The 19,692-nt window shown below is 70.8% G+C and carries 18 protein-coding genes; 8 read left to right on the top strand and 10 right to left on the bottom strand.

Annotation, left to right across the window (positions count from 1 at the left end; all coding sequences use genetic code 11):
- Nucleotides 1-146 precede the first annotated feature (146 nt).
- On the bottom strand, nt 147-596 hold the full coding sequence (locus tag HHX30_RS37545) for a DUF3598 family protein (RefSeq protein ID WP_169988647.1): 450 nt from the start codon (nt 594-596) through the stop codon (nt 147-149).
- A gap of 147 nt (nt 597-743) precedes the next feature.
- On the opposite strand from HHX30_RS37545, the gene HHX30_RS37540 reads away from it, so the two are divergent.
- The 4 genes from HHX30_RS37540 (at nt 744) to HHX30_RS37525 (ending at nt 5,546) form a co-directional block, all read left to right on the top strand.
- The gene (locus HHX30_RS37540) at nt 744-1,715 is read left to right on the top strand and encodes a hypothetical protein (protein WP_169988645.1); all 972 of its coding nucleotides are present in this window, start codon (nt 744-746) and stop codon (nt 1,713-1,715) included.
- A 57-nt stretch (nt 1,716-1,772) separates the two neighbouring features.
- Nucleotides 1,773-3,329, top strand: a complete 1,557-nt coding sequence (locus HHX30_RS37535) for a class I adenylate-forming enzyme family protein (protein ID WP_169988643.1) — start codon at nt 1,773-1,775, stop codon at nt 3,327-3,329.
- A gap of 120 nt (nt 3,330-3,449) precedes the next feature.
- Nucleotides 3,450-4,709, top strand: coding sequence for a DUF4437 domain-containing protein (locus HHX30_RS37530; RefSeq protein WP_169988641.1), 1,260 nt, complete (start codon nt 3,450-3,452; stop codon nt 4,707-4,709).
- A 102-nt stretch (nt 4,710-4,811) separates the two neighbouring features.
- Nucleotides 4,812-5,546, top strand: a complete 735-nt coding sequence (locus tag HHX30_RS37525) for a hypothetical protein (RefSeq protein ID WP_169988639.1) — start codon at nt 4,812-4,814, stop codon at nt 5,544-5,546.
- 208 nt (nt 5,547-5,754) lie between these two features.
- Here the strand turns inward: HHX30_RS37525 and HHX30_RS37520 are convergent, their stop codons facing one another.
- The 6 genes from HHX30_RS37520 to HHX30_RS37495 form a co-directional block, all read right to left on the bottom strand.
- A complete protein-coding gene (locus tag HHX30_RS37520) occupies nt 5,755-6,495 on the bottom strand; it encodes an ABC transporter ATP-binding protein (RefSeq protein WP_311923018.1) in 741 nt (246 codons plus the stop codon).
- Entirely contained in the window at nt 6,492-8,363 is a 1,872-nt protein-coding gene (locus HHX30_RS37515; protein ID WP_169988637.1) for an ATP-binding cassette domain-containing protein, read from the bottom strand. Before HHX30_RS37515 ends, HHX30_RS37520 begins: the two co-directional genes overlap by 4 nt.
- Complete coding sequence (locus HHX30_RS37510; RefSeq protein WP_169988635.1) at nt 8,363-9,232, bottom strand: branched-chain amino acid ABC transporter permease; 870 nt, start codon at nt 9,230-9,232, stop codon at nt 8,363-8,365. Before HHX30_RS37510 ends, HHX30_RS37515 begins: the two co-directional genes overlap by 1 nt.
- A 124-nt stretch (nt 9,233-9,356) precedes the next feature.
- Nucleotides 9,357-10,796: a dihydroorotase family protein gene (locus tag HHX30_RS37505; RefSeq protein WP_169988633.1), complete on the bottom strand. Its 1,440-nt coding sequence runs from the start codon at nt 10,794-10,796 to the stop codon at nt 9,357-9,359.
- 30 nt (nt 10,797-10,826) lie between these two features.
- The gene (locus HHX30_RS37500) at nt 10,827-11,654 is read right to left on the bottom strand and encodes an IclR family transcriptional regulator (protein ID WP_169988631.1); all 828 of its coding nucleotides are present in this window, start codon (nt 11,652-11,654) and stop codon (nt 10,827-10,829) included.
- 31 nt (nt 11,655-11,685) lie between these two features.
- Nucleotides 11,686-12,036, bottom strand: a complete 351-nt coding sequence (locus tag HHX30_RS37495) for a hypothetical protein (protein WP_169988629.1) — start codon at nt 12,034-12,036, stop codon at nt 11,686-11,688.
- A gap of 287 nt (nt 12,037-12,323) precedes the next feature.
- Between HHX30_RS37495 and HHX30_RS37490 the strand changes: the two genes are divergently transcribed.
- Genes HHX30_RS37490 through HHX30_RS37475 form a run of 4 tightly spaced genes read left to right on the top strand, consistent with a single transcriptional unit; the run spans nt 12,324 to nt 17,084 of the window.
- The gene (locus tag HHX30_RS37490) at nt 12,324-13,508 is read left to right on the top strand and encodes a CaiB/BaiF CoA-transferase family protein (protein WP_249350882.1); all 1,185 of its coding nucleotides are present in this window, start codon (nt 12,324-12,326) and stop codon (nt 13,506-13,508) included.
- Nucleotides 13,508-14,311: a cyclase family protein gene (locus tag HHX30_RS37485; protein WP_169988625.1), complete on the top strand. Its 804-nt coding sequence runs from the start codon at nt 13,508-13,510 to the stop codon at nt 14,309-14,311. The genes HHX30_RS37490 and HHX30_RS37485 overlap by 1 nt, the downstream gene beginning before the upstream one ends.
- Nucleotides 14,308-15,723, top strand: coding sequence for an MmgE/PrpD family protein (locus HHX30_RS37480; RefSeq protein WP_169988623.1), 1,416 nt, complete (start codon nt 14,308-14,310; stop codon nt 15,721-15,723). Before HHX30_RS37485 ends, HHX30_RS37480 begins: the two co-directional genes overlap by 4 nt.
- Nucleotides 15,720-17,084: an MFS transporter gene (locus HHX30_RS37475; protein ID WP_169988621.1), complete on the top strand. Its 1,365-nt coding sequence runs from the start codon at nt 15,720-15,722 to the stop codon at nt 17,082-17,084. The genes HHX30_RS37480 and HHX30_RS37475 overlap by 4 nt, the downstream gene beginning before the upstream one ends.
- Here the strand turns inward: HHX30_RS37475 and HHX30_RS37470 are convergent.
- From HHX30_RS37470 to HHX30_RS37460, 3 genes are read right to left on the bottom strand one after another with little or no spacing between them, the layout of a single operon-like run.
- Nucleotides 17,034-17,699: a cupin domain-containing protein gene (locus HHX30_RS37470; RefSeq protein ID WP_169988619.1), complete on the bottom strand. Its 666-nt coding sequence runs from the start codon at nt 17,697-17,699 to the stop codon at nt 17,034-17,036. The genes HHX30_RS37475 and HHX30_RS37470 overlap by 51 nt on opposite strands.
- Nucleotides 17,696-18,523 (bottom strand): CoA ester lyase, encoded by an 828-nt coding sequence (locus HHX30_RS37465; RefSeq protein ID WP_169988617.1) that lies wholly within the window; start codon nt 18,521-18,523, stop codon nt 17,696-17,698. Before HHX30_RS37465 ends, HHX30_RS37470 begins: the two co-directional genes overlap by 4 nt.
- Nucleotides 18,520-19,689, bottom strand: a complete 1,170-nt coding sequence (locus HHX30_RS37460) for an acyl-CoA dehydrogenase family protein (RefSeq protein ID WP_169988615.1) — start codon at nt 19,687-19,689, stop codon at nt 18,520-18,522. Before HHX30_RS37460 ends, HHX30_RS37465 begins: the two co-directional genes overlap by 4 nt.
- Nucleotides 19,690-19,692 lie beyond the last annotated feature (3 nt).

The following is a 19,692-nucleotide window of genomic DNA, read 5'->3' as shown; positions in this document are numbered from 1 at the left end:
CAGCGGGGAACGTTGTTTCTGTGTCCGGAATATTAGCTTCGGGAGGGCGGGGCGGGAAGTGGCGACAAGCGGTTGTGAAACGCCGTTCCGGCGCCCGTCAGACGCCACCTTTCCGGGCGTCGCCCCTCAGGCGGCCGGGCACGCGGTCAGGCGACCTTGGTCTCGCTGATGATCGTGCGCTTGACGAGGCGGTCGCCGTCCATCCAGTGCCAGGTCCGGCACTTGTGCCGCCCGTCGCGCGACAGCTGGATCAGCTCGTAGAGATAGTTGTTCGCGTCGTTCTTGTACGACCAGGTGAGCACGATCGTCTGATCGTCCACCTGGCTCATCTCTCCGATGATGCGGTCGGTGTCGAAGTGGCAGACGCCCTCGGCGTCGAGCCTGCCGCCGAAGTCGAACGCCTCCTGCCGCCCGTCGGCCCAGGTGTAGGTGTTGGTCTGCAGGATGTCGTAGGTCCCGTCCTCCGGGACGCGGCAGTAGAGGTGCGAGGCGTGCCGGTCGACGATGTTGCCCTCCGCGTCGACGTGGATGTACTCGCCCCGCCATTCACCGAGGTGGCTCTTGATGATCGGCATCCCTGAGATCGCTGCTCGCATGGTTCCTCCCTGGTCAGACGTGATTCGACCCGCGGCGAGGCCGGCTGGGCGGCCCGTTGACAGGCCGTCGGCGGGGAGCCTAGCGTGATCTGAACCATTTTGAAACAGCGTTCCGAGCACAGGAACAAAAGCCGCTGAGGGGATCATGTGAGCGAGGACAACCGACAGCCGCTGGTCGAGGGGATAACCGCCGCCCTGGTGGGCGTCACGGAATTCGACCCCCACCTGCGCTTCTTCCGCGACGACCTCGGCTTCGAGGTCGCCTCGGAAGGAACCGTCCCGGCGGCGGTGGCCGACGCGTTGTGGGGGTCGGGCTCCGCGGACGTCGAGGTGGTCGCGCTGGCCGCGGCTGGCGCCGAGACCGGGAGAATCCATCTGGTGCGCGTGCCGGAGCCGATGGCGCCCGCCGAACCTCCGCACAACCTCGACGACGGGCTGATCGGGATCGACCTGTACGCCCGCGACATCGATGCCGCACACGCCGAGCTCGGCCGGGCGGGACGGGCCTGGGCCACTCCCCCCACGACGTACGGCGTGGCGGTGGGTGAGCGCGAGGTGCAGGTCACCCAGGGCGTGTGCCCGGGCCCGGACGGGACGGTCGTCGTCTTCGTCCAGCCCGCCGCGGTGCGCGGCACCGAGGCGTGGGCCGCCGACCCCGGCCGTCCGTTCACCGAGCTGACCTCGGTCGTCTGCCACGTCCCCGACGCCGACGCCGAGGTCGCGTTCTGGGGACCGGACGGCCTGGGCATGTCGGTCTGGTATGACGTTGTGTTCTCCTCTCCCGGTTTCGACACCGTCGCCGGGCTGCCCGCGGGCACGAAGATGCGGCTGGCGTTCCTCGCCGGGGAGAAGACCGCGCGGATCGAGGTCACCTCGGCCGCCGGCGAGCACCGGGTGGACCGCCGGGCGGTGCAGCGGCCGGCCCGCTCCCTCGGCCACAGCGGATGGTCGGTTCGCACCCGGGACCTGGAGGCCGCACTGGAGAGCGTGCGCCGGACCGGCGGACGGGTGCTCGGCGGGCCGATCGAGACCGACGACCCGCTGCACGGCCGGGCCGTCGTGGCCGCCGCCGACACTCCGAACGGCGTCTCGGTCACGCTGTGGCAGCCGCGAATCTGATCGGGAATCAGATGAAACTCCCCCAAACCATGCACCGTCTTCTGTGGAGGAAGTGACATGACCGTCCACCGTGGCGGGGCTCCCCTGTCGATCGCGGGCGGCGTACGCGAGTTCGCCCGCGCCACCCCTCGCGCCACCGCGGTGATCGACGGTGATCGCGCGCTCACCTACGCCGCGCTCGACGAGCGCTCCAACCGTCTGGCGAGCGCGCTCCTCTCGCGCGGGCTCACGACCGGACAGCGGGTCGCGGTGCTGCTGGGAAACCGGCTGGAGTATCCGGAGATCGCGGCCGGCATCGCAAAGGCGGGCCTCGTCATGGTGCCCCTCAATCCGCGGCTCACCACCGCCGAGGCCCGGTTCATCCTGGAGCACTCGGGCGCAGGCGCGATCGTCCTCGACGACGCGCTCTCCCCGATCGCCGGAGACGCGATCGAGGACCTCGGGTTGCCCGCCCTGTCCATCGACGGCGCCCAGACCGGCCGGTCTTACGAGGACGCGCTGGCGGCGGCGCGGGCGGTGGATCCGGCCGTGCGGATCGACGAACTCGACCCGTTCTGCATCACCTACACCTCCGGCACGACGGGGCGGCCCAAGGGCGTGCTGATCAGCCACCGGAGCCGGTCGCTGACCTTCTACTGCTCGGCGCTGGAATGGCGGCTCGGCGCCGGGCGGGTGTCGGTGGCGGTCGCGCCCATGTACCACGGCGCCGGATTCGCCTTCGGGTACGCCCCGGTCTACACCGGGGGCACGGTCACGATGCTCCGCAAATGGGACCCCGAGGCGCTGCTTCACCTGGTGGAGCGTGATCGCGCGCAGTCCGTCTTCCTCGTGCCGACGCACGCTCAGATGCTCCGCGCGCTGGACCGCGAGGCGCTGACCGCCAGGGACCTGGCCAGCCTCGACACGCTCTACTTCAACGCCGCCGCGCTGCCGTGGCCGCTCAAGCAGTGGGTCATGGAGGCGTTTCCGTCGTGCGGGGTCCACGAGCTCTACGGGTCCACCGAGGCGGGCATCGTGACCAACCTCCGCCCGGTCGACCAGCGCCGCAAGCCCGGCTCCGTCGGGCACGCCTGGTACATGACGGAACTGCGGGTCGTGAACGCGGCCGGGGAACCGGCCGGACCCGGCGAGCCCGGTGAGTTGTTCAGCCGCTCCCCCTTCCTCATGAACGGCTACCACGACGACCCGGCGGCCACCGCCGAGTGCACGACGGACGACGGCTTTCTCACCTGCGGCGACATCGTGGTGCGGGACGACGAGGGGTACGTCCACGTCGTCGACAGGAAGAAGGACATGATCATCTCAGGCGGGGTGAACGTCTATCCCCGCGAGATCGAAGACGTGCTGCACGCTCACGAAACGGTCGCGGAGGCGGCGGTGGTGGGCGTCCCCTCCGACACCTGGGGCGAGGAGGTCATGGCGTACGTCGTCCTGCGCGCCGGCGCCCCGGCCGCCGGGGCGGACGGCCTGGCCGCGCTGCTGGAGGCGCACTGCCGCACCAGCCTCGCCGGTTTCAAGGTGCCGAAACGCTGGCAGGTGGTCGCGACACTCCCCCGCAACGCCGCCGGCAAGGTGGTCAAGCGCGACCTGAAACCCCTCGACGAGGGCCTCTGACCGTTCCTCACGCCTTGAGAACCCTTGACCCCAAAACCTCAGACAATTACGCTCCAGTGATTAGAAACAGCGTTCCATCTTGCGGAACACGGAGCAACAAATCTGCGGAAGGACATCACAGTGCGCCCCCACGTCGAACTGATCCAGGAAGACGACTACGTATGGCACGGCGCCGAGCTCGTGAACGGTGAGGGCCGGGCCAGCGAGCGGCGCCTGTCCGTCGACGAGGAGGACGGCTCCTCCTCGCTGCGGATCGACTTCCACACCGATTGGGGCCGCGGCCCGGGCATCCACCACGCCAACACCGAGTACTACGTGCTCGAAGGGTCGATGACGTACGGCGGGCGCGCGATCGGCAAGGGCGGGTACGTCTACGCGCCCAAGGGCGTGCCGACCGACGCGATCACGTTCGCCGAGGGGACCAGGATCCTGCACTACCGCGAGTACGGCGACGCGGGTTTCGACCGCGTGGACGGCCTGAACGCGCCGCGCTGGGAGAACGCCCGCGAGGACGTCATCGTCATCGACAGCGAGGCCATGCAGTGGGACGCCGTGCCGAACCCCGGTCCCATGCCGGGCCTGTTCATCAAGTACCTGCACGTCGACCCGGTCACCGGCTTCTACACCCGCCTCGTGCACGCGCAGGAGGGCTGGGCCGACCACCGGCTGGCCCACCACCCCTGCTACGAGGAGGCGTACACCACCCAGGGCCACATGGAGTACAACTTCGGCACGCTGGACCTGGGCACGTACTTCTTCCGGCCGGCCCGGGTGAAGCACGGCCACTTCACCACGATGGAGGGCGGCGCGACCTGGCTGCTGCGCTCCGACGGTGAGCTGCAGAACTGGTACACCCAGAACGAGTGGCTGCGCTGGGGCGGCGAGGCGGTCAACTACGGGCCGGGCGGCGGCCGCATGCGCTGGTCGAAGTCCGCGCACGACCACGGCTCCGGCCCCACCTGGCGCAGCGAGAAGGACATCGCGGACCTCACCGCGGCGTGGCAGTACCAGCGCGACCAGGGCGAGCCCGACGTCGAGTACGTGCAGCACGGACAGGGCGCCGACAAGAGCCTGCTGGCGATCGCCAAGGCCCTGGACGCGGCCCGCCTCCAGGGTGGCCACGGGGACGGGCACGACCACACTCACGACCACACTCACGACCACGGGCACGACCACACTCACGACCACGATGCGCCGGCGCTCGACTGGGGGGCGGACCCGGCCTCCCTCGAGCACGCCGACGAGCGCACCGACGAGCACGCCCACGACTGGGGGCGCGGACGGCCGTGGAAGGCCGGCGACCCCATCCCGGCCCCCATCCTGTCCACCCTCCCGGTGCGCAGCCGGTCCCGCGGCCGCTGGGACGGCGACGGCATGTAGGCCGCCCCTCCGGCCGACCAGCCGCGACCAACCACTCACCGCATTGGAAAACGTGGCCGGGCCCGTCGGGCCCGGCCACGGTCATCTACGGAGATTCTCCCCATGACTCCCACCACGGCCGTCGAGCCCGTACACGGGCTCAACGCGTACAGCTTCGCGATCCTGCTGCACATCGTCCTGTTCGTCTACTGGCTCGGCAGCGACATCGGCGTCTACTACTCCAGCCGCTACGTGGTCCGCCCCGATCTCACGCCCGCGGCGCGGTCCGTGGCCGCGAAGATCATGCACGTCGTCGACATGGCGCCGCGGATCTGCCTCGTGCTGTTCCTGCCCAGCGGCGTGACGCTCATGTCGCTGAGCCCGTTCGGCGAGGGCTACTTCCCCGGCTGGCTGATGACCCTCGTCTGGGTCGCCGCACTGTGCTGGCTGGCCCTTGTCGTCTACGACTACACCCGCGGCGCCACCCCGCTCGGCCGCCTGGTGCAGCGGCTGGACCTCCTGGTCAGGTACGGCCTGGTCGCGGTCCTGGTCGTCATCGGCATTTACATGATCTTCACTGCCGAGCCCTTCGGCGTGCAGACGAACCCTAAGTGGCTGGGCGGCAAGCTCGTGGCCTACGGCCTGTGCGTCCTCGGCGGCGTGCTGATCCGCTGGCGGCTCAGCACGTTCGGCCCGGCCTTCGGCCGGCTGATGACCGAGGGCTCCAGCCCGGAGGTCGAGCAGGCGATCACCCGGTCGGTCCGGTCCTGCCTGCCGTACGTCTACCTCATCTGGGTGATGGTGCTGGTGGCCGCGTTCCTCGGCGTGGTCAAGCCCGGCACCACCGCCTTCGGCTGACACGTCCGGCCGGCAGTCCCCCGGCAATCACCCGGCTCCGGTCCGGGTCAGCGGGCCTCCGCGCAGGCTCACCATCGGCGAGCCGGCGCGGGGGCCTCTCATATACCCCCCTGGAACCTCGCCGCCGGGCACAAAAAGATTCCCCGCCGGCTCAGCCGGCGGGGAATCGGTGTATCGGTGGCGATCGGGGTCTGGTGGGTGGACGGTGTCAGGTGGCGTTCTGACGGAGCCGGCCCAGGTAGGCCGCCTGAACCCGGGGGTCGTCCCGGAGCTCGGCCCCGGTGCCCTCCACCGCCACCCGCCCCCGCTCCAGCACGTAACCGCGGTCGGCGAGCTTGAGCGCCGTGCCGGCCTGCTGCTCCACGAGGAGGACGGCGAGGCCGCGCTCCTCGTGCAGCCGCTTGAGGTAGCCGAACAGCTCGGCGACCTTCAGCGGGGCCAGGCCGAGCGACGGCTCGTCCAGCATGAGAAGCCGCGGTCCCGCCATGAGGGCACGCGCGATGGCGAGCATCTGCGCCTCACCGCCCGACAGCGTTCCGGCGAGCTGCTCGGCGCGTTCGGACAGCCGCGGGAAGATGTCGAACACCTCCGCGCGCCTACGCTCGGCCTCCGCCCGGTTCCGCCGGACGGGGAAGGAGCCGAGGTGCAGGTTCTCCATGACGGTGTGGTCGGGGAAGATCTGCCGCCCCTCGGGCACCTGGCACAGGCCGAGAGACGGGCGCTTCCAGCCGGGCACCCCGGCCAGGTCCCGGCCGCCGAACCTGATCTGCCCGGACACCGGCTTCAGCAGCCCGGACACGGTCTTCATCGTGGTGGTCTTACCGGATCCGTTGGGGCCGAGCAGCACGACGAACTCGCCCTCGTCGACGTGCAGGTCGAGCCCGTCGAGGGCCCGCACCCCGCCGTACGCCGCCGCGAGCCCGGCGATCTCCAGCAACCTGCTGCTCACGCTGTCTCCTCGATGAGTTCGGGACGGCCGAGATACGCCTCGAGCACCGCCGGGGAGCTCTGCACCCGTTCGGGGTCGCCCCGCTCGATCACCTTGCCGCTCTCCACGACTGTGATCTCGTCACAGAGCCCCATGACGAAGTCCACGTCGTGCTCGATGAGGACCACCGCGAGCCCGCGCTCCCGCAGGACCCGGCACAGCCGGCCGAGCGCGTCGAGCTCCGTGGAGGTAAGGCCGGTGGCGGGCTCGTCGAGGATGAGCACCTTGGGCCGGGTCGCCACCGCCCGCACCACCTCCAGCAGCCGCTTCTGGCCGTGCGACAGGGACGAGGCCGGCCAGTCGGCGCGGGACGCGAGCCCGGCGAAGGCGAGAAGCTCCCGCGCCTCCGCCCGTTCGGCGCGGTCCTGCCGCCGGTACGCGGAAGACCGGAGGGTGGCGCCGAGCCAGGTGTAGGACTCCCTCATCCGCATGCCGGTGAGCACGTTGTCGAGCACGCTGACGCGTTCGAACAGGTGGGGAACCTGGAACACCCGGGTCACCCCGGCCGCCGCCACCCGGTGCGGGGCGGCCGGCGCCTCCTCACCGAAGATCATCACCTTTCCCGAGTCCAGGCGGTGGTAGCGGGTCAGGCAGGAGACCAGGGTGGACTTCCCCGAGCCGTTGGGACCGATGATCCCGTGCACGGTGCCCGGCATGATCTTGATGTCGACCCCGTCGACGGCGTGCACGCCCCCGAAGTGCTTCACGAGGCCGACCCCCTCGATCGCGGGCACCTCGGGTGCGGCGTCGCGGACCTCCGGCACGACGTCGGGAACCTCGTCGGGAAGCGTGTCGTCACCCGCGTCGGACACCCTGTCGCGACCGGCCCGGGACGCCCGCCAGGTCCCCACGATCCCGCGCGGGATCACCATCATGGCGACCAGCAGCAGGACGCCGAGGACGAGCGTGGTGTAGCGGGCCTGGTCCTTGATGAGCTCGACGAGCACGGCGATCAGGGCGACCCCGATCACGGGCCCGATCAGCGTGGAGATGCCGCCGAGGAACAGCCCGACGAAGAAGATGATGCCGTTGTCGAGCAGGCCGACGTCGGGGTTGATGAACCCGAGCTGCAGCGCGTACAGCGCACCCGACACGCCTGCGATCCCGCCGCAGACGCCGAAGAGCAGAAGCTTGGCGCGGGCCGGCGAGATGCCCATGGCCGAGGCGGTATCGGAGGATTCGCGCACCGCCATCGCGGCCCGTCCCACGCCGCTGCGCACGATGTTGCGCTGCACGACGTACGCGAGCGCGAGGAACGCGAGGACCACGTAGTAGAAGGCCTGCTTTGACATCGGCTCGTCGCCCAGCTTGGGGGCGACGCCGCTGAGGCCCACGATGCCGCCGGTCACTGATTCCCACTCGCGTCCGGACTCGATCACGATCAGGTTGGCCGCCAGTGTGATCATGCCGAAGTAGAGGTACGTCGCCCGCAGGCTGACCAGCAGGACCAGGACCGCGAGGAGCACTCCGACGGCCGCCGAGGCCGCCACGCCCAGGAGCCAGGAACCGCTCGCCTTGACCACGACGTACGCGGTGGCGTAGCCGCCGGCGAGCTGCAGGCCGCTGTGCATCATCGACAGCATCCCGCCGTATCCCATGGACAGGTTCAGGGAGATCGTCAGGATCGCGCTGATGGCGGCCGAGGCGACGATGCCGTTGTAGTAGGACGCGTTGTAGCTGTAGTAGTCGGTGATGCTCGGCCACATGAGCAGCACCGCGACGGCGACGACCACGAGGACGCCCATGGCCACGGTCCGTATCCGGTGATAGAGCTCCGTGTCGAACAGGGAACCGGCCCGTTCCGGGGGAGCTGGGTCCGCCGTTGCCATCAGTGTGCCTCCATGGGCTTGCCGAACAGTCCGGACGGGAAGACGATGAGGATCACCGCGAGCGCCGCGAACACCGCGAAGTTGCCGACCGTCCCGCCGACCACGCTCCGGACCACGGTGTCCAGCAGACCGACGATCATGCCTCCGGCGAGCGCCCCTCGTGGCGATCCGACGCCTCCGATCACCGCGGCGGTGAAGCCCTTGATGGTGAAGGTCAGGCCGACCGCGGGGGCGATGAAGATCACGGGCGCGGCGAGCAGGCCCGCGACCGCGGTGATGACGGCGGCGATCACGAACGAGAGCACGACGATGCGCTGCACGGGGATTCCCATGAGCACGGAGGTGTCCGAGCTGTGCGCGGTGGCCCTGATGGCGCGGCCGTAGACCGATCGCCGCAGGAACAGGTCGTAGCCGGCCATGACCGCCAGCGCCACGATGATGGCCAGCAGTTCCTGCCACTCGACGGAGACGCCCGCGATCTCGAAACCGCCCGCGACCACCGGATCCGGCCGCAGCGCGTCGACGTCGAAGAAGCCGAGGTTGAACAGCGACTGGAAGATCAGGGCCGCGGCGAGCGTCGCGATGATCCACGCGTAGCGCGAGCCCGACATGCGGACTGGTAGCATGATCATGCGCTCCATGAGCACGCCCATGAGCGCCGCTACCACGATCGTCACGACAAGGGCGAGCGCCCAGCTCATCTTCTCCAGCGCCACGATCTGGTACGAGACCGCCGCGCCGAGGATCAGCGCCTCGCCTTGGGCGAAGTTCATGATCCTCGTCGGCTGGAAGACGATGGCCAGGGCGAGCGCGACCAGTGCGTAGACGGAACCGGCGAACAGCCCGTCGATGATCACCTCAGGGCTCATCTGGAACGCTCCTGGAAGTGTTGCGAGAATTGACCCACCCTGTTCCGCCTAACGGAACAGGGTTTGGCAAACGTAGGGTTGACATCGATTGACTGTCAATAGGTCTGACGTTTTGCCGGACCGGTCAGCCGCGGTGGGCGTAACGCCCCGACGGCTCGCCCACGACCTCGCCGTCGCGGAACCGAACCTGCCCGCCGACGACGGTGGTGACCGGCCAGCCGGTGAGGTCGACTCCCTCGAACGGGCAGTGGTCCTGGCCCGAGAGGCATCGCTCGGCCGTCACGGTCTGGGTCAGGCCGGGGTCGACGACGGTGAGGTCGGCGTCGAAGCCGACCGCGAGGCTGCCTTTGCGGCCCCACAGGTTGTACGCGCGGGCGGGGTTGGCCGAGGCCAGCTCGGCGACGCGGGTCAGGGAGAGCCCGCGCTTCACATGCCCCTCGGAGAACAGGACGGGATAGAGCAGGGCGGTCCCGCCGAAGCCCGGACGGGCCGGCCACAGTTCCTCGCCCTTCTCCGCCTCCATGCAGCAGGCGTGGTCGGAGGCCACCCAGTCGACGGTGCCGTCGGCGACTCGCCGCCACAGCGCCTCGTTGTCCGCCTTCGTGCGGATCGGCGGATTGACCTTCCCGCCGAGCCCGCCGCGGGCGTCCAGGCCGTCGTGGTCGAGACACAGGTGGTGCAATGTGGTCTCGGCGCGCATGTCGATCCCGCCGTACGACGCGCGGGCGAGGGCAACCGCCTCGATCGCCTCCCGGCTGGACAGGTGCAGCAGGTTGATGTTGGTGCCCGTGTGGCTCGCCAGCGTGGTCGCCTCGCCGATGGCGACCCGCTCGGTCAGCGGCGGACGCCCTTCGTGGTAGGCCCGGAGCGTCTGCGGGTCGCCCTGAGAGCGGACCCGGTCGATGAACACCCGCATCAGCTCGGACTGCTCGCAGTGCAGCGACAGAGACAGCCGCAGGTCGGGACGCGCCTGCTGCACCGCCGCCACCTGCTCCATGATCAGGTAGAGATGGCCGAGGTCGTACTCGTCGCCCATGGTGAAGGCCTGGGCGTCACGGCTGTTGGCCGCGAGGTCGAAGCCCTTGTAGAACATGTAGTACTTGAACGAGGTGACGCCGTGCTCCTCGACCAGGAACGGGATCTCGGAGATCTGCTCCACGGTCATCGGCGCGAGGTGGAAGCCGTAGTCGGTCCAGCACCGGCCGGACACCCGGTCGAGGACCTCGGGGAAGATCTCCTTGTACGGTCCCGTGCGCTCGAGATAGTGCGAGCCGGTGCGGAAGTAGGAGACAACGGTGGTCGCGCCGCCGACGAGGGACGAGCGGGTCTCCTCGAAGGCGTCGAGGGCTAAGTCGCGGTAGATGCCGAGGTGGAAGTGGGCGTCGACGGCGCCGGGAAGGACCACCTTCCCGGCCGCGTCCACGACCTCGCCGGCTTCGGAAGCGGCGATGTCGTCGGCGAGAGCCGCCACCTTCCCGTCGCGCACGGCCAGGTCAGCGCGGACCTCTCCGTGGTAGGGAAGAACGACGGTGCCACCCTTGATGAGCAGATCGTATCGGGACATGCGCGCGACGGCCGGCCGACCGGACGGCCGTCACCTCCTTTCTTCTTCTGTCCAGCCCATCTGGCCGGACAGTCGTGCGGTGGATTCGAGCAACGCCTCGACACACGCGTCGACCTCGTCGCGGAACCGTTCCTGGGGGCCGCAGACGCTGAGGACGGCGATCGGCCGCCCGTGGTGATCGAACACCGGCGCCGCCACGGACGCGGCGCCCGCCATGCGCTCGCCGAACGAGCGGGCCCAGCCGCGCTTCCGGATCGCCGCGAGTTCCTCGCGCAGTTTCCCGGTGTCGGCGATGGTCTCGCTGGTCAGCGGCTCCAGCGACCGCTGCGCCAGGTAGCTCTCGATTTCCTCTTCCGTTAAGAAGGCGAGAAACGCCTTCGACGACCCGCCGGCGTGCAGCGGATAGGGCACACCGAGGGAGACGCTCATGATTACCTCGCGGGCCGGCGTGACCTGGTCGACGTAGATCCGGGTCCAGCCCGTGCGGATGGACAGGGTCGCCGTCTCGTCGGTGCGCTGGGACAGCGCCATCAGTTCGGGCGCGGCGATGCGCCTGATGTCCAGCCGGTCCAGGTAGGCGAGGCCCAGGCGCATGGCGCCGACCCCGAGGGAGTAACGCCGGGTCACCAGATCCAGCTCGATCAGCCCGCGAACGCGCAGCGAGGCCAGGATCCGGTGCACGGCCGCCTTCGACATGCCCAGCGCCTCGGCGATCTCGGTCACACCAAGGGTCGGCGACGGGGTCTCGGCGAAGTGCATCAGCACCTCGACGGCCCGCTCGACCGTCGCGATGGCCTGTCCGGTGTTCTCGCGCGCGGGTGCGTCGGTGTCGGTTGCGGCACGGGTCTTGGGCGACATCGTTCCTCCAGGAGAATTCGGATGAGTCTGATCACCTATCCTGGCGTCGGACTCCGACCGGCACCGGAAGATCGGTGACAATTCGCGTGTCGAGGAACTCCCACCAGTCGTCCTGGCCGACCCGTCGCGTCTCCCAGTCGCCGTCCGCCTTGAGGCTCGCGAGTGCCGTGCGGTACTCGCCCCAGGCCGCCTCGTCGTCGAACGCGGCCCAGTTCTCGAGGACGTACACGTCGCCGACGACGCTGTAGTACCACCGCACCTCCCGCACCGCCGGCAGATCCCGGTAGAACCATTTCTCCCGATCCTCCAGCCACTGCCAGAAGCCCCTCATGTCGCGACGTGCCCGCGAGCTGAGCTTCATCCGGTAGACGAGGTAGATCATCGGGGCTGGTCCCCTTCGAAGTGCGACAGCTACAGTGGACTTGTTCCGCACACAGTAACGCTGTTTCAATAGCTTGGGAAGCCCCGGGGCGTGTGACCGCCCGACCGGGTGCGTTTCGAACCATGTCCCAGGTCAGGTCCTGGTACGCGCCCCAGAACACGTCCCAGGCACACAGCGATGTCTCAGGCACACAGCAGGTCGAGGAGGCCCATTCCGTGGATGAAGAGCAGATCGTTCCGAAGGAACGATCAGCGGAAGCCCAGCAGCCCGGAACGCCCACCGGGCCGCTGGCCGGCGTCGTCGTCGTCGACGCCGCCACGCTGTTCGCAGGGCCACTGGCGGCGACGATCCTCGGAGACTTCGGCGCCGATGTCATCAAGGTGGAGCACCCCAAGCGGGGTGACCCCTCACGCACTCACGGCGCGAGCAAGCACGGGATCGGCCTGTGGTGGAAGATGCTCGGCCGGAACAAGCGAACGGTGACCGCCGACCTCAGCAGCTCCGAAGGCGCCGAGCTGCTCAAACGGCTGCTCGCCCGCGCCGACGTGCTGATCGAGAACTTCCGCCCGGGCACACTCGAACGATGGGGCCTGTCCCCGGAGATCCTGCACGAGCTCAACCCCCGCCTGGTCATCGCCCGGGTGACCGGCTTCGGACAGTTCGGCCCGTACGCTCGCCGCCCCGGATTCGGCACCCTCGCCGAGTCGATGAGCGGTTTCGCCGCGGTCACCGGGGAGCCCGACGGCCCGCCCACCCTGCCGCCGTTCGGTCTGGCCGACGGGATCTCCGCGCTCACCTGCGTCAACGCGGTCACGATGGCGCTGCATCACCGCGACCGGCCCGGAGGGAGCGGACGCGGCCAGGTGATCGACCTGGCCATCGTCGAGCCGCTGGTCACCATTCTCGGCGCGCAGCCGCTCGTGTGGGACCAGCTCGGCCAGGTCCAGTCGCGCACCGGCAACCGCTCGGTCAACAACGCTCCGCGCAACACCTACCGGACCCGGGACGGCCGCTGGGTGGCGGTGTCCACGTCGGCCGACTCCATCGCGCAGCGGGTGATGCGGCTGGTCGGGCATCCCGAGGTGATCGACGAGCCGTGGTTCGCCACCGGGGCCGGCCGGGCCGAACACGCCGACCTGCTGGACGGCCACGTCGGAGCGTGGATCGCCGAACGCGACCTGGCGACCGTGGTCGAGGAATTCGAACGGGTCGAGGCGGCGGTGGCTCCCATCTACGACATCCGGGACGTGTTCGAGGACCCGCAGTACCGCGCGCTCGACACGATCACCACCGTGCAGGACCCCGACCTCGGGCCCGTACGCATGCAGAACGTGCTGTTCCGCCTTTCCGAGACGCCGGGTTCCATCCGATGGACGGGCCGCGCGCGCGGCGCCGACAACACAGACGTATGGGGCGGCCTCGGCGTCAGCGCCGACGAACTCACCGCCCTCCGAGACAAGGGAGTGGTGTGATGTCGTTGTGGCGGCATCTCGACGACGCCAAAGTCGTCGATCTCGCGCAGCCGATGCGCACGGGTATGCCCCAGTCGCCGAACCATCCGCGGTTCAGGATGGTCATCGAGCGCAGGCACGGCGACATGGTCCGCGAGGACGGCGGTTCGGCGGCCAACGAGGTCATCCTCACCGGAGGGCACGTCGGCACGCACGTCGACGCCCTCGGGCACGTGTCCCAGGACGGCTACGTGTACGGACGAGTCGAGGCCTCGGGCATCCAGTCGCACCAGGGCCTGTCCCAGTACGGGATCGAGACCTTCAAGCCCTATGTCGGACGAGCCGTGCTGCTCGACGTGACCGCAGTACACGGCGTCGACGTGCTGCCGCCCGGCTACGAGATCACTCCCGTGGACCTGGAGGCCGCGCGGCGTAGGGCCGGCGTGGAGCTGCGCCGCGGCGACGCCGTGCTGATCGGCACCGGCTGGTCCCGCGAGTGGGACCGGCCGTCCCGGTTCACCGGAGAGGAGGGCGGGGTGCCCGGCCCGGGCCCGGACGCCGCTCGATGGCTGGTCGGGCACGGGGCCGCGGTGGTCGGCGGAGAGACGATCGCCTTCGAGCGAATCGCCCCCGGGCGCGGCCACGCGACCCTGCCCGTGCACCGGATCCTACTGGTGGAGGCGGGCGTGAACATCGTCGAGACAATGCGCCTGACCGAGCTGATCGGCATCGGGAAGCCCGAGTTCCTGCTGGTGCTCAACCCGCTGCCCGTCGTGGGCGCCACCGGCGCACCCGTGCGACCCCTCGCGGTGCTCGCGGCATGACCATCGTCTCGACCCTGGCCGAGTTCGCCGCCGCCAGTCGTGCCGGCCTGCCAGAACCGATCGTCGCCGACGTGACCGGCCGCGTGCTCGACACCTTCGGAAACTGCCTCGCCGCCCAGGAGCTCACCGGCCCCGCAGAACCGCACGAGGCGATCATGCGCCTGGCGGGCAGATGGGGCGGCGCCGGGGAGTCATCGGTCATCGGCCGCAGGCTCTCCCTTCCCGCGCCCTCGGCGGCGCTGGTCAACGGCACCCTCGCACACGCGCTCGACTTCGACGACACCCACCTGCCCTCGGTGCTCCACCCGTCCGCCTCCGTCGTTCCGGCCGTGCTGGCCGTCGCGGAGGCGGTGGGCGCCTCGGGCGCCGAGTTGTGTCAGGCGGTCGCGGTGGGCGACGAGATCACCAACCGTCTGGGGATGGCGTCCTACATTCCGGAGATGCGCAACTCCCTCTTCTTCGAGAAGGGCTGGCACGCCACGTCGATCTGCGGGACCGTCGGCGCCGCGGCCGGCGCGGCGCTGCTGATGGGCCTGGACGCCGACGGAATCGCCCACGCGATGGGGATCGCCGCCAGCATGGGAGCCGGCGTCATCGAGGCCAACCGCACCGGCGGCACCGTCAAGCGGATCCACTGCGGCTGGGCGGCCCACGCGGGCGTGGTGGCCGCGGGGATGGCGGCGGAGGGCGTGACCGGGCCGCCGACGGTCTTCGAAGGACGATTCGGGTTCTTCCAGGCGTTCCTCGACGGGCGGTACGACGAGGGCGCCATCACCGACGGGCTCGGCGATCGGTGGGAGCTGCTCAGAACGGTGTACAAGCCGTATCCCTCCAACCACTTCACCCACCCCGGCATCGACGCCGCCCTCGCCCTGCGCGCCGGCGGGCTGCGGCCCGGCGACATCGCGGAGATCGAGCTCGGCGTGGCGGCCGCCCCGCTGCGCACCATCGGCGAGCCGTACGAAGAGAAGGTGCGGCCGCGCACGCCGTACCACGCGAAGTTCTCCGGCCCCTACACGGTGGCCAGCGCCCTCATCGGGGGCGGCGGACTCGGTCTGCACCTCGACGACTTCACCGAGTCCGCCTTCCGGGACGAGCGCAGGCTCGCCCTGGCCGCCAGGGTGCGCGTGGTGCCCGACGCGGAGTGCAGCGAGGAGTTCCCCCGGGCGTTCTCCGCCGTGCTGAGGGTGCGCACGACGGACGGGCGGCGGCTGGAGCACCGTGTCCACTCCTCGCGGGGCGGGCCGGAACACCCGCTGACCATGGACGAACTGCAGACGAAGTACGAGCTCAACGCCGCTCGCGTGCTGCCGGCCCGGGCCGCGGCCACACTGGCGGCGGAGGTACGCGGCCTGCCGGGCCGCGCGAAGGTCGCGGGCCTGCTCGACGCGGCGCTGATCGCGGGCGGGTGAGCGCGGCGTCCGCGCGCCCCCGCCCGGCCCTGGTGGCGGCTACCTGCGGCGTCGGACTCGGGCTCGTGATGTTCGACAACACCGCCGTCGTCGTCGCGCTCCCCGTCATCGGCGCGTCCCTGGCGGCGTCCGTCTCCGGCCTGCAGTGGGTGGCGGCGGCGATGTCCCTCGCCGCCGCCGCGGTGCTGCCGTTCGCGGGCGCGTTCGGCGACCGCTTCGGCACCCGGCGGGCGGTACGGCTCGGGCTGGCGCTCTTCGGCCTGGCCACCGCCGCGGCGGCCGCCTCACCGTCGCTGCCCCTGCTGCTGGCGGCACGCGTCGTGGAGGGAGCGGGTGTCGCGCTCATGCTGCCGAACTCCGCCGCCCTGCTGGAGGCCAACGTCAGCCAGTCGGACCGCGGCCGGGCGTTCGGGACCTGGATCACCGTGTCGTCCCTGGGCCTCATCGCCGGCCCCACCGTCGGCGGCTGGCTCGTCGGCACGCTCGGCTGGCGGGTGGTCTTCCTCGTCCATCTGCCACTCGCGGCGCTCGGGATGATCGGCACTACGCGGCTGGCCGAAGGAGCACGACGGGCGAGCGGGCGGTTCGACATCGCGGGGGCAGCCGTCACCGGAGCGGGCCTCGCCGTGCTCTGCTGGTCCTTCATCGAGCTGGGCAGGCCGGACGGCAGCCCGGAATGGGCGTTCGCCGGTCTGGCCGCGTGCGTTCCGCTGTTCGCCCTGGTCGTGATCGTCGAGCGGCGGGCCGCCCAGCCCGCCGTCGACCTGACGATGCTGCGCGATCCCGCGTACGCGGCGATCATGGTGAGCAGCCTCCTCTACAACGGGACCATCACCGGCGGCTCGTTCCTGGTGTCGCTGCTCTTCCAGGAGGTGCGGGGGTTCAGCCCCGGCCAGGCCGGGCTGATCGTCCTGGCCGGCGCGATCGGCATGCCGCTGGGCGGGCGGCTCACCGCGCGACTGGCCCGCCGGAGCGGGCTGGCCAGGGTGATGGCCTGCGCCGTCGCGGTCCTCGCCGTGGTCTACGTGCTGGTCGCGTGCGCCGCGCTCGGTCCGACCGCCCTGATCGTGGTGCCGCTCGTCCTGTCCGGCTTCGCCGCCGGGATCCTCTACAACGGGGACACGCTGGCGGTGCTCGGCAACGTGGACGCGGCCAGGGCCGCGTCGGCGCTGGCCGCGCTGTCGCTGGTGCGGCAGACGGGGGCGGTGCTGGGGATCGCGGTGCTCGGCTCGCTCTCCACCCTGGCCGAGCAGGCGCGGATCCTCGACACCGGTCTGCGTGCCGGGCTGCTGGGCGCCGCTGTGGCGGTGCTACCCGGGGTGCTGCTGCTCCTGCGTCACCTCGGCCGGGCCGAGAGGTGACGGGGCGGGCCAGCGCCGGGCCAGGACGGGACCCGGGAGCCCGGGGAGGGGCTCCCCTGGCGGGACGTACGCCCACCGGGGCGAATCGACGAACAGCAGGTCGACGGCCTCGGCGAGGCGTTCGGGGAGACCGGCGACGGAGGGGAGCACCGCGGAATCCCCCGGGACGGCCGGCCTCCGCCTCCGGCACAGGCCAGGCGGCCCGTGGACCGGCCCGTGAACCGGGTCGTGGTCCGGGACGTCGGCGGCCGGGCCCTCCCGCCAGACGGGCGCGCCGGAGAACCAGGCGACGGCCAGGCAGCCGCCGCTTCCGGCCACGGTGGCCGTCCTCGTCGCCCTCGGGGGCAGGTAGGCGTACGTCCCGGCCTCGACGTCCGTGCCGCTGACGGAGATGCGCCCCTCGATCACGACGAACTCCTCGGCGCAGGTGTAGTGGCCGGCTCCCGGCCTGCTCCACCCGGCGGGGAAGCGGACCAGCGACACCGAGGAGCGGGTCGCGCGGTCGAGGTGCAGGCGGACCAGCCGGACGGGGTCCGCCGCCCCGGGCATGGGCACGGTGGTCCACGCCAGGTCCGGGGCGTGCAGATCGACGACTCCGGCCTCGCCGGACGTCACCGTGCTCTCACGAGAACCCGCCGTGCCTGGCGCACGACCGCCTCGTCGACCATGCGCCCGTTCGAGTCGACGAGCACGCCCGACCCCTCGGCCTCGAACCTGGCCACCAGGTCCCGCGCCCAGCCGACCTCGTCGTCGGCCGGCGTGAAGACGTCGTTGATCACCGCGATCTGCGCCGGGTGGATACAGGCGCGGCCGACGTAACCGAGCCGGGCCAGGCCGAGCGTCGAGGCGCGCAGCGCGTCGAGGTCGCGGAAGTCGGTGGAGACCGGAGCCACCGGGGGGTCGATGCCGGCGGCGGCCGAGGCGAGCACCACCTGGGAGCGGACCCAGAGCAGTTCCCGCTCGTCGTCGCCCGGGGTGATGCCGGTGTCCGCCCGCAGGTCCGCCTCGCCGACCTGCAGGCGGGCCACCCGGGGGGCCGCCGCGATCCGCGGCGCCCGCAGGACGGCCGCCGCGGATTCCAGCAGCGGGACGACCGGCAGCCGTTCGGCGCCGATGCCGGTCAGCAGGGCGTCGAGCGTGCCGAGCTCGTCCGCGGTCTCGACCTTCGCCAGCACGAGACCGGTCACCCTCGGGGAGGCCGCCACGGCTCGCACGTCCGCCTCGCGCAGCTCACCGGGATTGACCCGGACCCAGATCTCCACCGGTCCGGGGTCGGCCGTGTCCAGCCAGTCGCGTACGGCGGCCCGCGCCTCGTCCTTGCCCGCGGCCGGGACCGCGTCCTCCAGGTCGACGATGAGGGCGTCCGCGCCCCTGCCGAGTGCCTTGCCGAGCTTCTCCGGGGAGTCGCCGGGGACGTAGAGGTAGGAGCGCGCGGTCACCCGCCCCACCCCACCTTCGCGTCCCCGCGGGTGAGGGCCTTGGCCACGACGGTGCGCAGCACGTCGTTGGTGCCCTCGCCGATGCTCATGAGGACTGCGTCGCGGTACAGCCGCTCCACCTCGTATTCGGTGGAGTATCCGTATCCGCCGTGCACCTTCAGCGCGTCGATGGCGGCCTGCAGCGCGACCTCGGAGCAGAAGATCTTGGCCATGCCCGTCTGGGCGTCGGCCCGTCCTCGCCGGACCCGGTCGGCGGCCCAGTACGCCATGAGCCGGGCCGCCTGGAGCGTCGTGGCCAGCGAGGCGAGTTGGAGTTGGACGGCCTGGAAGTCGGCGATGGGCCGGCCGAACGCCTTGCGCTGCCCGGCGTAGGCCAGGGCCTCGTCGTAGGCGCGCTGCGCGATGCCCACGGAGCGGGCCGCGATGTTGACCCGGCCCCACTCCAGCGCGGACAGCGCCTGCTGCATGCCCCGGCCCTCGGCCCCTCCGAGGAGGTTCGCCGCCGGGACCCGGGCGCCGTCGAGCACGACCTCACACGACTCGGTGCCCTTGTAACCGAGCTTCGGGATGTCCTTGGTGACCGTGTATCCGGGGGTGTCGGCGTCGACGAGCAGGATGCTCATCCCCCGGTGCGCGGGCGTCGCGTCCGGGTCGGTCTTGACCAGCACCGGGAGCGGATCGGCGTGCCGCGCGTTGGTGATCCAGGTCTTGGTGCCGGTCACCACGTAGTGGTCGCCGTCGCGGCGCGCGGTGGTGCGGATGCCCTGCAGGTCGGTGCCCGCGTCGGGCTCGGTGAGGCCGATTCCGGTACGCCGCTCACCGCTGGCGAGCCCCGGCAGGTAACGCCGCTTCTGTTCCTCGGTGCCGTGCATCGCGATCATCCGGCAGGCCAGGGAGTGGCTGCCGAGAATGCCCGCCACCCCCATCCAGCCGCGCGAGAGCTCCTCGAAGACGAGCGCGAAGGACACCGGGTCCAGGTCGAGCCCGCCGTACTCCTCCGGCACGGTGACGCCGAACAGGCCCATCGCCTTGAAGCCGTCCACGATCTCGGTCGGGTACCGGCCGGAGTGCTCCCAGTCCCGTGCGACCGGCACGATCTCCTTGTCGACAAACGCGCGCAGCAGCGCGCGGAACTCACGCTGGTCGTCGTTCAGCTCGAAGTCCACGAA

Source organism: Microbispora sp. H10836, assembly GCF_012999525.1.
Lineage (GTDB): Bacteria > Actinomycetota > Actinomycetes > Streptosporangiales > Streptosporangiaceae > Microbispora.
This window is presented reverse-complemented; position numbering and strand designations above follow the sequence as displayed.